Below are 11,978 nucleotides of genomic sequence, written 5' to 3'. Positions count from 1 at the left end.
TATTAGCCGCATAACATAACCTTGAAGTAGGATGAGCTGCTTTGGCCGATTTGGGTTATAATAGTCATGTTTCACTGGAGTAAAGTTCCCGCTTTGCTCCATTTTTTTTGGACGGAATACAATTGATTAAAAGCATAAGGTTGTATTACAATTAATTATAGCGCTTACATTATTACGGTTGACGGGGGGTCTCTTATTTTGAGCATTGGGCTGTTAAAAATGTGGTTTGCTCTTGCTTCAATGGGGCTGATGGCTGTTGCTGTTCTATCAATCTATTTAAGCCGATATAAGTTCAATAACCGTTATCTTAAATTTTTTGTCTCAGGACTGGCATATATATGCATGATCCTGTCCGGCATTATCGTTTTTTTCGTTGTTTTCAGCGGTCCGGTCCAAGAATAGCCCTGCGAAAAGGAAGAATGATATGATGAGAGTCCAAAAGATTTTATGCGTGATTTCAGTTATCTTGCTTCTTTCGGGATGTTTGTATCCTGAGGAAAAAAAGATTCATCAAATGGTGCCAAAAAACGACCAACTGTCAGGAGTTCAAGAAGCAGTGAATGAATTCAAGAAAGACAACGGAGGACTGCTGCCGATAAAAACGAGCGGCACGGATACACCCCTCTATCAAAAATATGTAATTGATTTCGACCGTCTTTCGCCAAGGTATTTGACTGAGCCTCCGGGAACGTCATTTGAAAATGGGGGAGAGTATTTGTACGTCCTGACAGATGTTGAAAATAAACCAACCGTAAAGCTGATCGACCTCAAAATCAGTGAAGAAATCAGGAAATTAAAGCTTTTGCTCCAAATGTACAAGGACCGCCATAAATATCCTCCGTTTCATAAAGAGATGGCTGGGGGACTGTTTGCATTAAACTATGAAAAACTGGGATTGAAGCAGCCTCCAGAGGTGACGAGCCCGGTTACCGGAAATTCTCTTCCGCTCTTGATAGACGGTCATGGAGAAATCGTTGTTGACTATCGGTCGGATTTATCTTTTCTCTTAGATCATAGAAATGAATTGTATTCAAAGGGAGCGCCCATTCAGGATATATATTGGAAAGAGACGCCCTTTGTCCCGGCTTTTTCCCCTGGATATACATTGAATGAAAAAGGGGAACCTGAATTTATTTCGATTATGGAGAAGTAGTGCTACCGAAATTATTTCAAATAGAGGATCGCGGACGGATAGGCTGAAGTTGTCTTTCTGCGGGCGCCTCCACTAGCAAATCCAGTAAGTTGAAACCCCGCTGATAGAAGTTTCACATAATTTTTAAGAAACAGGCATGAACCTTTCTGTACATCATACAAATGTGTAGAAAGGTTTTTTTGTGAGAAAAACGAGACCTTCAATGTAAATATTTTTTCAAGCAATTGTCATATCGAAATAGGACAATGTCATAAACATATAGTGTCCTGTATTGTGAGTTAAATCTAAAAATGAATGGATTGGAAGTCCGGGAGGGGATCACTTGGAAAAGGTTGATATTTTCAAGGATATCGCTGAACGAACAGGTGGCGATATATACTTAGGTGTAGTTGGAGCTGTTCGTACAGGGAAATCCACTTTTATTAAGAAATTCATGGAGCTTGTAGTACTCCCTAACATTAATAATGAGGCTGATAGAGCTCGAGCACAAGATGAGCTTCCTCAAAGTGCTGCGGGAAAAACGATTATGACGACCGAACCGAAATTTGTTCCGAACCAAGCTATGTCCGTTCATGTAAGCGAAGGGCTTAATGTTAATATTCGGTTAGTCGATTGTGTAGGATACACCGTTCCGGGAGCTAAAGGATATGAAGACGAAAACGGTCCAAGAATGATAAATACTCCTTGGTATGAGGACCCTATTCCCTTCCATGAAGCTGCAGAAATCGGCACGCGAAAAGTAATTACCGAGCATTCCACGATCGGAGTCGTCATCACGACAGACGGAACCATTGGCGATATACCGCGCTACGACTATATTGAAGCAGAAGAACGAGTGATTGATGAGTTGAAAGAAGTTGGAAAACCATTTATTATGGTCATAAATTCGACCAGACCTTACCACCCTGAGACAGAGGCCTTGAGAAATGAGCTAACTGAGAAATATGATATTCCTGTCTTGGCAATAAGTGTAGAAAGCATGCGCGAAACAGACGTGCTTAATGTATTGAGAGAAGCATTATATGAGTTTCCTGTTCTAGAGGTAAATGTTAATCTTCCGAGCTGGGTAATGGTGCTCAAGGAAAATCATTGGCTCAGGGAAAACTATCAAGAATCAGTAAAAGAAACAGTAAAGGATATAAAGAGGCTGCGGGATGTTGACCGGGTTGTTGGCCATTTCAGTGATTTTGAGTTTATCGATAAGGCCAGCTTGGCGGGAATCGAAATGGGCCAGGGTATTGCTGAAATCGATTTGTATGCGCCGGATTATTTGTATGATGACATATTAAAAGAAGTAGTAGGGGTTGAAATTAGAGGGAAAGACCACCTTCTCCAGCTCATGCAGGAATTTGCCCATGCAAAGTCAGAATACGACCAGGTTTCCGATGCATTGAAAATGGTCAAACAAACTGGGTATGGCGTAGCGGCTCCAGCTTTGACGGATATGAGCCTCGATGAACCGGAAATTATCAGGCAGGGATCGAGATTCGGTGTCCGGCTTAAAGCGGTAGCTCCTTCAATCCACATGATAAAAGTGGATGTCGAGAGTGAATTTGCCCCTATCATTGGAACAGAAAAACAAAGTGAGGAACTTGTCAGATATTTGATGCAGGACTTTGAAGATGATCCGCTGTCTATTTGGAATTCAGATATTTTCGGCCGTTCATTGAGCTCGATTGTTAGGGAAGGGATTCAAGCGAAGCTCTCGTTAATGCCGGAAAATGCAAGGTATAAGCTGAAGGAAACGCTCGAACGTATCATTAATGAAGGCTCTGGCGGCTTAATTGCCATCATCCTGTAGACCTCTTTTTATCGAAGGAGGTCTTTTTCTATTTCTTAAGACAGAAGAGAAGCAGACAGTCTTCTGGATAAAATAAGAATATTTGTTCGGAAAATGAGTCGGATTCCTTGACCAACAAGGGTTCAACCCTTTAAAATGCTTGATATGCACATTTTTATGTGTTACTCTACATAGAGAAAATCTTCACTCCCTTGGATATACATTCCTTGTAGGGAAGATTTCTCATGTAAGTTTCGATGCCTTTTTCTTTCTCACTCACAAAATTCTGGCGTTGAGGTATAGAAACTGGCGGAACTGTGAAGAAATGAAGATAATTTATACCCATATCTTTGGGAGGAGGTGAAAGGCATGAACAAGACAGAACTAATTAACGCAGTAGCAGAAGCAAGTGAATTATCTAAAAAGGATGCTACAAAAGCAGTTGATTCTGTTTTTGATACAATTTTAGATGCACTTAAAAGTGGTGAAAAGATTCAACTCATCGGTTTCGGTAACTTTGAGGTTCGCGAGCGCTCTGCACGTAAAGGACGTAACCCGCAAACAGGTGAAGAAATCGAAATTCCAGCTAGCAAGGTACCTGCTTTCAAACCTGGTAAAGCGCTTAAAGACGCTGTTTCTGGAAAATAAAGCAGGAAAATTTAAGTGTATGCCACAATCATACATACACGCCATTTTTAAATAGAAAAGCCCCTTTTATGAGGGGCTTTTCTATTTAAACATAAGTTTCTGGTAGAAAAAACTTTACACTTTGATTTTACAGCTTGTTTTGTGCTAGTATTTGATTACATGTAGCGAATATTGCTGGAGGACGTAGATGAACGAAATGAATATAGAAAAAATAGAGCTTGCCGTTCGGCAAATATTAGAAGCAATTGGTGAAGACCCTAACAGAGAAGGTTTAGAAGATACTCCTAAGAGAGTTGCCAAAATGTACAGAGAAGTTTTTTCCGGGCTTAATGAAGATCCGAAAGAACATTTTCAAACCATTTTTGGCGAAGAGCATGAAGAGCTTGTATTAGTGAAGGATATTCCTTTCTATTCAATGTGCGAGCATCACCTGGTTCCTTTCTTTGGTAAAGCGCATGTTGCATATATTCCAAGAGGAGGAAAAGTGACTGGATTAAGCAAGCTTGCCCGGGCGGTGGATGCTGTTGCCAAACGGCCGCAGCTTCAGGAACGGATCACGTCGACGATTGCAGACAGCATTTTAGATACTCTCGATCCTCATGGAGTGATGGTGGTTGTAGAAGCGGAGCATATGTGCATGACAATGCGCGGAGTTAAAAAGCCCGGATCGAAAACGATTACCTCTGCAGTCAGAGGAACATTCAGAGATGATGTGGCTGCAAGGTCGGAAGTGCTCAGTCTGATTAATAATTAAGAGATAGAGGTGTCAAATCTATGAATAATAAGCCTCTTGCTGATTATATTGTAATAAAGGCGATGCAAGATGGAGTAAACGTAATAGGATTAACAAGAGGGGCGGACACCAGATTTCACCATTCAGAAAAGCTGGATAAAGGAGAAGTGATCATTGCGCAATTCACAGAACATACTTCTGCGATAAAGGTCAGAGGTGAAGCGTTCATCCAAACCTCCCATGGTGAAATAAGCAGTGATGCGAAAAAATAACAACATTGAATAAGGAATCAAACAATGATTCCACTTTCTAATCAGCCAAAGGGAGAGCATTATGCTATAATATCTCTTGTTTACTAACATGTACGATACTTATTTGGCTGACATCAAGTGTAATTCTGGGACAAGGGTGATATCTTTTGCATGACATCGATAAGAATATTTTTGAATTAGAAAAGAAATTAAACAAAAAGCTGTCTCATCCATATTTAGCCAAGAACCTGCCAGCGCCTAAAGTGGATCGGGATAAACTGTTTCTTTTTCATGCTTTGTTTGAAGAAAGTGTGCTGGCAGAGGCGGATAAAGAAAATTATATTATTACAGCCATGCTCGTCCAGATTGCCCTTGATACCCATGAAGATGTGAATACGGAAACGGCTCTTGCGTTGGACGACCAAAAGAACCGGCAATTAACTGTTTTGGCAGGAGATTACTTTAGCGGATTATATTATTCTTTGCTTTCAGACATGAAGGATATTTTCATGATTCGAACTCTCGCAACTGCCATTAAAGAAATTAATGAACACAAAGTCCGTCTGTATGACCGCTCCATAAATGATCTTAATGCTTTCTTTTCAAGCCTGGGAAACATTGAATCGGCTTTATTTAAATATATTGCCGAGCATTTGAAAATACCAAGCTGGAATGTCATTGCCAATGATTTTCTAGTCTATAAACGAATTATGAGCGATCCTAAGCTATTTAAGCCTCTTGGTGGCGAATCTCCCAATTCCTCATATTTTTCCGATCATGAGAATCAGCATGAAATTAAGGATTCGAGATACAATATAGCTGTGGCTTCAATCAAAGAATTATTATCAAATAAACCTCTTATTCAAACCTCTTTAATTGATAGGCTGAATGCCATTAAACAGGAGCTTTGGACGTATCATCAGAAAGTGGAAGAAGGGTAGAGCTATGCAGCAGTCTAAAGAAGAGAGAGTTCACGGCGTTTTTGAAAAAATATACAAAAATTATGACCGCATGAATTCGGTGATCAGCTTTAAGCAGCACAAAAAATGGCGGGATCGTACAATGAAAATCATGAACGTCCAACAAGGAGCCAAAGCTTTGGATGTGTGCTGCGGAACAGGAGACTGGACATTAGATCTTGCTCGGGCAGTTGGAAAGAATGGGAAAGTTGTCGGACTGGATTTCAGCAAAAACATGCTGAGCATCGGCCGGCAAAAAATAAAAAATGAAGGCTTAACCCAAGCTGATTTGCTTCATGGGAATGCGATGGAACTCCCTTTTCCTGATCACACATTTGATTACGTGACGATTGGTTTCGGTCTGAGAAACGTTCCTGATTATCTCACAGTTCTTAAAGAAATGGCCAGAGTAGCTAAGCCGGGAGGGCAAATCGTCTGTCTGGAAACCTCTCAGCCTACACTCATCGGCTTCAAACAGCTCTATTTTTTTTATTTCAAATACATAATGCCTATGTTTGGAAAAATGTTTGCTAAAAGCTACGCCGAATACTCATGGCTTCAGGAATCAGCACGAAATTTTCCGGGTATGAGTGAGCTTGCAGACCTTTTCGAAGAAGCGGGGCTGAAACGTGTAAACTACCATTCGTTTACCGGTGGTGTTGCTGCAACGCATATCGGCTGGAAGGATGAATAATGAAGCATTAGGGTGACGAAAATGAAATTTAATAGCTTATATTCTTTTTTAAACGAAGATATTGATTTAATTGAGAAGGAGCTGGAGCGTACCGTCCAATCCGATTATTCTTTATTGAGTGAAGCAGGGCTTCATTTGCTGCAGGCTGGTGGAAAAAGAATTCGACCAGTTTTTGTTTTGCTTTCTGGAATGTTCGGAGAATACGATATTCACAGGATAAAGCATGTAGCAGTAGCGCTCGAGCTCATTCATATGGCTTCGTTAGTACACGATGATGTCATTGACGATGCCGAATTAAGAAGAGGCAAGCCAACGATAAAGGCGAAATGGGATAACCGAATCGCTATGTATACAGGGGATTATTTATTCGCCAGATCTCTAGAATTTATGACGAAGATAAAAGAGCCTGCCGCTCATGAAATTCTTTCAAAAACGATCGTTGAAGTGTGCCTGGGCGAAATTGAACAAATCAAGGATAAATACAATATGGAGCAGTCGTTTCGAACCTATTTGCGAAGAATCAAACGTAAAACAGCAGTATTGATTGCTGCCAGCTGCCAGCTGGGGGCTATTGCATCAGGGGCGGATAAGAAAACGCACGAAACGTTATATTGGTTCGGGTATTACGTTGGAATGTCCTACCAGATCGTCGACGATGTACTTGATTTTACTTCGAGTGAAGCAGAATTGGGGAAGCCTGTCGGAGGGGATCTGTTGCAAGGGAATGTTACACTGCCAGTACTTCTGGCAAGAAAGAATCCCGATATAGCAGCTATGTTGAATAACATATCCGAAGAAACGGGATATGAACAGCTTATGCCTGTCATTGATAGAATCAATCAAACAGATGCAATTGAGAAATCGCTTGCCATTAGTGATCTATATTTAAAAAAAGCATTTCGCCAGCTGCAGCTTTTGCCGAAAAATCGGGCGAGAACTTCTTTGCGATCCATTGCTAAGTATATCGGAAAAAGAAAATCGTAAACAGCCTGGTTATTTTCATTAATCCCCGCTTCTATGCTTGCTATCGTATAGGTCTTAGGAGGGATCATTAACAATCAGTGGGTGTATTTACGATGGCTGTTACTTTAGGTGTTCTGCTGCAACGCCTTCACCAGCACATCCTATGCGCCGAATTCCTCATTTATTGAAACATGCGCATTATGCGCTTTGATAATTTCATTATAAAATGATAAGATTTTAAAGAATACATACATAATTTGCGGGGTGGAGAAAATGGAAAACAAGAGTTTTTTAATGGTGAAACCTGATGGTGTCAAGCGGCAGCTAGTAGGTGAGATCATCTCCAGGCTTGAAAGAAAGGGTTTGCAGTTAGTCGCAGCAAAATTGATGTGGATTCCAGTACATACAGCTGAACAGCATTATGCCGAACATAAAGACAAGCCTTTTTTTAAAGACCTTGTTGAATTTATAACATCCGGCCCCGTATTTGCAATGGTGTGGCAGGGCGAAAATGTCGTTGAAATTACCAGGCAGATGATCGGTTCAACAAATCCGAAAGATGCTCTTCCGGGAACGATCCGCGGTGATTACGGCATGGCCGTCAGAAAAAACATCATCCATGGTTCAGATTCTTTTGAAAGTGCAGAACGGGAAATTAATTTGTTTTTTGAATCGGAAGATCTCATTGAAGATAAAAATGAGTTGAATCAATGGGTCTACTAAAAATCAGCTGAAAATGCTGATTTTTTTCTTTTTTCGTGCGCAGTGTACGCCAATTGAAGGTATACTATGTCATAGGAAACGTCTAATGGTTATGCTGGGGAATCAATGCTAAAAGCGGCCATGGCAATCAAAGGGTAACGAAAGAACAAAGGCTAAAACCTCTGAGATCTTTGCTTCAAAGCCTTCACAGACACATCCTTGCCCTCAAAATACCCGCTGATTGAAGTTCAATTTTATATTTGGGAGAGCATAATGAACGACTATAAGTATTTTGTTGAGAAATGGAAGGAACTGACGAACATTAACTTAGCGCTTTATAAAGAGGCGCAGATGAAAAGGCGGCTGACCTCCTTATATGAGAAAAAGGGGTATCGGCATTTTAGGGAGTTTGCAAAAGCGGTTGCTGAAGATACGCTGCTTTTGAATGAAACACTTGACCGGATGACGATAAATGTATCTGAATTTTACAGAAATTATAAACGCTGGGCGGTTCTTGAAGAGAAAATGCTGCCTATGTTACAGTCCGGCAAAATGCTGAAGGTGTGGAGTGCTGCCTGTTCAACTGGAGAAGATCCCTATACGCTTGCGATGATTTTAGAAAAAGCAAAGCCTGTGTCGGGATATCAAATTATCGCCACAGACATAGATGCGAAAGCACTTCAAACTGCGATAAAAGGAGAATATCAAAAAAGGTCTCTGCAGGAAGTTCCGGAATCAATAAAAAGAGAGTTTTTTGAGAAAAATGAAGATACGTATGTGGTAAAAGAATGCATAAAAAAGCACATCACCTTTAAAACGCATAATCTACTTGCCGATCTGTACGAGAACGAATTTGATTTAATTGTTTGCAGAAACGTGTTTATTTATTTTACGGAAGCAGCAAAGGAAACACTGTATCAAAAAATGAGCGATAGCTTGCTAAACAAAGGAATTCTGTTTGTAGGAAGCACAGAACAAATTTTTCATCCCGAAAAATATGGACTGGAGTCAGTGGACACGTTTTTTTATCAAAAAAGTTAGCATGACTTTTTTTCGATTCAATGATATAGTTTTACTTAAAAGCGTTAATGTAATGAAGGGAGAAACAAGACATGAGATACTTAACAGCCGGAGAATCACACGGTCCCCAATTAACAGCAATTATAGAAGGTGTTCCTGCCGGTCTATACATAACGAATGAAGACATAAACTTTGAATTATCCAGAAGGCAAAAGGGTCATGGCCGCGGAAGACGGATGCAGATCGAAAAAGACCAGGTTCAAATCATGAGCGGAATCAGGCATGGAAAGACGCTGGGATCGCCAGTGGCTCTTGTAGTAGAAAATAAAGATTGGACCCATTGGACGAAAATAATGGGTGCCGAGCCAATTACGGAAGAACAGGAAAAAGAGATGAAACGGCAAATTTCGCGTCCGCGGCCGGGACATGCGGATTTAAATGGTGCAATAAAGTATAATCACCGTGACATCCGTAACGTGTTGGAGCGTTCATCTGCCAGGGAAACGACCATTCGCGTGGCAGCGGGAGCCGTTGCGAAAAAAATATTGTCTGAATTAGGAATTACCGTTGCCGGCCATGTTCTTGAAATCGGCGGAGTTAAAGCTGAAAAAGCAGAGTACGCAAATCTTGAAGAACTAAAAGAAGTGACTGAAAATTCACCTGTCCGTTGCTTTGATGAAGAAGCAGAAGCCAAGATGATGAAAGCGATCGATGATGCGAAAGCAGCAGGAGACAGCATTGGCGGAGTCGTTGAGGTCATCGTAGAAGGCATGCCGGTCGGCGTCGGAAGCTATACCCATTACGACCGCAAGCTTGACAGCAAACTAGCCGGAGCAGTGCTGAGCATCAACGCTTTCAAAGGCGTAGAATTTGGCATCGGCTTTGAAGCTGCACGGAAAAACGGAAGTGAAGTACACGATGAAATCGTATGGGATGAGGAGAAAGGGTATACGAGATCAACAAATCGTTTAGGCGGTCTGGAAGGCGGCATGTCAACAGGGATGCCGATTGTCGTCCGCGGTGTGATGAAGCCGATCCCAACCCTTTATAAGCCGTTAAAAAGCGTTGACATTGAATCGAAAGAGCCATTTTCCGCAAGCATCGAACGATCCGACAGCTGTGCTGTGCCGGCAGCGAGCGTAGTTGCTGAAGCGGTGGTCGCGTGGGAAATCGCATCGAGCATCGTTGAGCAATTCGGTGTTGATCGAATGGATCTTATTTCAGAAAACGTAGAGGCAATGAGAGAATGGGCGAGGAAATTCTAAAATGAAAATCCTCGATGTGAAAACAAAGGAACCATACCAGGTCTATATAGGCGAAGGCATTCGTAAAAAAACGTCAAAGTTGATGTCTGAAATAACCGGTTTTTCACCGACGCGTATTCTTCTCATTACAGATGAGAAGGTAGACAGGTTATACAGCGAGCAAATCTATCAAGTGTTGGCGGAAAAATGGCCTGTGAAGAAGGCTGTCGTTCCGAGCGGCGAGCAGTCCAAGTCATTGGAATGTTATCATCAGCTCCAGACAGATGCAATTCAATTTCACATGGACCGATCCTCGTGTGTCGTTGCGCTTGGCGGAGGAGTTGTCGGAGATCTTGCCGGCTTTGTTGCAGCGACATTTATGAGAGGAATTCCTTACGTGCAAATTCCGACGACGCTGCTTGCCCATGACAGCGCAGTTGGTGGAAAGGTTGCCATAAATCATCCGCTCGGTAAGAATCTAATCGGTTCTTTTCATCAGCCGAAGGCCGTCATTTATGATACAGAGCTGTTGTCCACGCTGCCTGAAGCTGAAATGAGGTCAGGTTTTGCAGAGGTAATCAAGCATGCATTTATCAGTGACGAACAGTTTCTTCTTCAACTGATGGAGACATACAGCATTGCCGGTTTAACTAGCAGCCAGCTCAGTGAAATGATCTATAAAGGAATAGAAGTGAAGAGCTCTGTGGTCGCAAATGATGAAAAGGAGAAAGGCATTCGTGCGTTCCTGAATTTTGGCCATACGCTTGGGCATGCCGTTGAAGCGGAGTATGGCTACGGCGAGATCAGCCATGGGGATGGAGTGGCGATGGGAATGTTATTTGCGCTGTATTTAAGTGAGAAAAAGGCAGGGCTTGACTGTGATTATTCCAGCTATTTGAAATGGCTTAAAAAGCTTGGCTATCCGACGTCTATTAACAAAGAAATTAAAACCGATTCATTAATCAATCGGATGATGAACGATAAGAAAACCGTCGGAGGAATTATTCAATTCGTGCTGTTAACTGAGATCGGTCATCCACAGCTATTTTCTATCGAGAAGGAAGAAGCAGCCGAATTGCTTGACCAATGGAGATTGGAGGGTACCTCAAGATGATACGCGGATTTCGGGGAGCCACGACATTAGAAGAAGATACAGATCAAGAAATGATCGTAAAAACAAAAGAGTTAATTAGAAATATGATAGAAAAAAATAATATTAAACCAGATCACGTGGTGCACATTATCTTCACAGCGACACCCGACTTGCATGCAGGATTCCCCGCCAAGGTCGTCAGGGAATTTAGCGGCTGGGAGCACGTTCCTGTCATGTGCATGCAGGAAATAGATGTCGAATCCGGGTTGAAGAAGTGTATCAGAGTCATGCTGACAGCCGAAACCGAACTGAAGCAAGATGAAGTTAAGCATGAATATTTAGGAAAGGCAGTTTCATTACGGCCTGACTTAATAAAGTGAATGGGACGTTTGCGCCCAAGGCATTGAAACAGGACATCTGCGGTTTAGTCATTATTTTAATCCGGCTGATTGGCAAAGCTATCATCCCCTGCATATTCTAAAGAGAATAGCTAGGGGTGGAAATCTTTTTCCAGTGAGTACGGAATCCAGGCCTTGTTAAGGCGATACAGAAAATAATTGACAGAAAAGATTGAATTATATTACCATAGAGTTAGTTAAAGATTAGTTAGTTTAGAGTAATAAGCACATAGTATGAGATTAGCATAGGGTAGTTGAGAATGAGTTGAGCTGAGTTTTAGTGAATGATTAAATCCTGCCCAAAAGAAATAGATGTTTCTTTTGGGTTTATTTTGTATAT

Annotated in this window: 14 protein-coding genes; all 14 read left to right on the top strand. The window is 41.5% G+C overall.

Annotated features, from left to right (window positions below; all coding sequences use genetic code 11):
- Positions 1 to 198: 198 nt before the first annotated feature.
- The 14 genes from AM592_RS07325 to aroH all read left to right on the top strand — a co-directional run bounded on the left by AM592_RS07325 (position 199) and on the right by aroH (position 11,620).
- Positions 199 to 402, top strand: coding sequence for a DUF2768 domain-containing protein (locus tag AM592_RS07325; protein ID WP_053603184.1), 204 nt, complete (start codon positions 199 to 201; stop codon positions 400 to 402).
- A 22-nt stretch (positions 403 to 424) separates the two neighbouring features.
- Complete coding sequence (locus AM592_RS07320) at positions 425 to 1,153, top strand: hypothetical protein (protein ID WP_082363832.1); 729 nt, start codon at positions 425 to 427, stop codon at positions 1,151 to 1,153.
- Positions 1,154 to 1,475: 322 nt separating this feature from the next.
- Positions 1,476 to 2,954: a stage IV sporulation protein A gene (gene spoIVA, locus AM592_RS07315; protein ID WP_053603183.1), complete on the top strand. Its 1,479-nt coding sequence runs from the start codon at positions 1,476 to 1,478 to the stop codon at positions 2,952 to 2,954.
- Positions 2,955 to 3,302: 348 nt separating this feature from the next.
- A complete protein-coding gene (hbs, locus tag AM592_RS07310; protein ID WP_053603182.1) occupies positions 3,303 to 3,581 on the top strand; it encodes a non-specific DNA-binding protein Hbs in 279 nt (92 codons plus the stop codon).
- A 187-nt stretch (positions 3,582 to 3,768) separates the two neighbouring features.
- Positions 3,769 to 4,335 carry a GTP cyclohydrolase I FolE gene (gene folE / locus AM592_RS07305; RefSeq protein WP_053603181.1) on the top strand — a complete coding sequence of 189 codons (567 nt, stop codon included), beginning with the start codon at positions 3,769 to 3,771 and terminating at the stop codon, positions 4,333 to 4,335.
- 20 nt (positions 4,336 to 4,355) lie between these two features.
- Complete coding sequence (mtrB, locus tag AM592_RS07300) at positions 4,356 to 4,586, top strand: trp RNA-binding attenuation protein MtrB (RefSeq protein WP_053603180.1); 231 nt, start codon at positions 4,356 to 4,358, stop codon at positions 4,584 to 4,586.
- A gap of 146 nt (positions 4,587 to 4,732) precedes the next feature.
- Positions 4,733 to 5,506 (top strand): heptaprenyl diphosphate synthase component 1, encoded by a 774-nt coding sequence (locus AM592_RS07295; RefSeq protein WP_053603179.1) that lies wholly within the window; start codon positions 4,733 to 4,735, stop codon positions 5,504 to 5,506.
- Between the two features lie 4 nt (positions 5,507 to 5,510).
- A complete protein-coding gene (locus tag AM592_RS07290; RefSeq protein ID WP_053603178.1) occupies positions 5,511 to 6,218 on the top strand; it encodes a demethylmenaquinone methyltransferase in 708 nt (235 codons plus the stop codon).
- A 21-nt stretch (positions 6,219 to 6,239) separates the two neighbouring features.
- On the top strand, positions 6,240 to 7,202 hold the full coding sequence (gene hepT / locus AM592_RS07285) for a heptaprenyl diphosphate synthase component II (RefSeq protein ID WP_053603177.1): 963 nt from the start codon (positions 6,240 to 6,242) through the stop codon (positions 7,200 to 7,202).
- Between the two features lie 252 nt (positions 7,203 to 7,454).
- The gene (gene ndk / locus AM592_RS07280) at positions 7,455 to 7,904 is read left to right on the top strand and encodes a nucleoside-diphosphate kinase (protein WP_053603176.1); all 450 of its coding nucleotides are present in this window, start codon (positions 7,455 to 7,457) and stop codon (positions 7,902 to 7,904) included.
- Positions 7,905 to 8,156: 252 nt separating this feature from the next.
- On the top strand, positions 8,157 to 8,924 hold the full coding sequence (locus AM592_RS07275; RefSeq protein WP_053603175.1) for a CheR family methyltransferase: 768 nt from the start codon (positions 8,157 to 8,159) through the stop codon (positions 8,922 to 8,924).
- A 71-nt stretch (positions 8,925 to 8,995) separates the two neighbouring features.
- Positions 8,996 to 10,168, top strand: a complete 1,173-nt coding sequence (gene aroC / locus AM592_RS07270) for a chorismate synthase (RefSeq protein ID WP_053603174.1) — start codon at positions 8,996 to 8,998, stop codon at positions 10,166 to 10,168.
- A 1-nt stretch (position 10,169) separates the two neighbouring features.
- Complete coding sequence (aroB, locus tag AM592_RS07265; protein ID WP_053603173.1) at positions 10,170 to 11,261, top strand: 3-dehydroquinate synthase; 1,092 nt, start codon at positions 10,170 to 10,172, stop codon at positions 11,259 to 11,261.
- A complete protein-coding gene (gene aroH / locus AM592_RS07260; protein ID WP_053603172.1) occupies positions 11,258 to 11,620 on the top strand; it encodes a chorismate mutase in 363 nt (120 codons plus the stop codon). Before aroB ends, aroH begins: the two co-directional genes overlap by 4 nt.
- The last annotated feature ends 358 nt before the right edge of the window (positions 11,621 to 11,978 follow it).

It is taken from the genome of Bacillus gobiensis, assembly GCF_001278705.1.
Lineage (GTDB): Bacteria > Bacillota > Bacilli > Bacillales > Bacillaceae > Bacillus > Bacillus gobiensis.
The sequence above is the reverse complement of the archived record's forward strand: the minus strand, read 5'-3'. Positions and strand labels throughout refer to the sequence as shown.

Excerpts from the sequence above, each read along its gene's own strand:
- AM592_RS07320 (WP_082363832.1), top strand. The coding sequence starts at position 425 with ATGATGAGAGTCCAAAAGATTTTATGCGTGATTTCAGTTATCTTGCTT.
- hbs (WP_053603182.1), top strand. The coding sequence starts at position 3,303 with ATGAACAAGACAGAACTAATTAACGCAGTAGCAGAAGCAAGTGAATTA.
- folE (WP_053603181.1), top strand. The coding sequence starts at position 3,769 with ATGAACGAAATGAATATAGAAAAAATAGAGCTTGCCGTTCGGCAAATA.
- mtrB (WP_053603180.1), top strand. The coding sequence starts at position 4,356 with ATGAATAATAAGCCTCTTGCTGATTATATTGTAATAAAGGCGATGCAA.
- AM592_RS07290 (WP_053603178.1), top strand. The coding sequence starts at position 5,511 with ATGCAGCAGTCTAAAGAAGAGAGAGTTCACGGCGTTTTTGAAAAAATA.
- hepT (WP_053603177.1), top strand. The coding sequence starts at position 6,240 with ATGAAATTTAATAGCTTATATTCTTTTTTAAACGAAGATATTGATTTA.
- ndk (WP_053603176.1), top strand. The coding sequence starts at position 7,455 with ATGGAAAACAAGAGTTTTTTAATGGTGAAACCTGATGGTGTCAAGCGG.
- AM592_RS07275 (WP_053603175.1), top strand. The coding sequence starts at position 8,157 with ATGAACGACTATAAGTATTTTGTTGAGAAATGGAAGGAACTGACGAAC.
- aroC (WP_053603174.1), top strand. The coding sequence starts at position 8,996 with ATGAGATACTTAACAGCCGGAGAATCACACGGTCCCCAATTAACAGCA.
- aroB (WP_053603173.1), top strand. The coding sequence starts at position 10,170 with ATGAAAATCCTCGATGTGAAAACAAAGGAACCATACCAGGTCTATATA.
- aroH (WP_053603172.1), top strand. The coding sequence starts at position 11,258 with ATGATACGCGGATTTCGGGGAGCCACGACATTAGAAGAAGATACAGAT.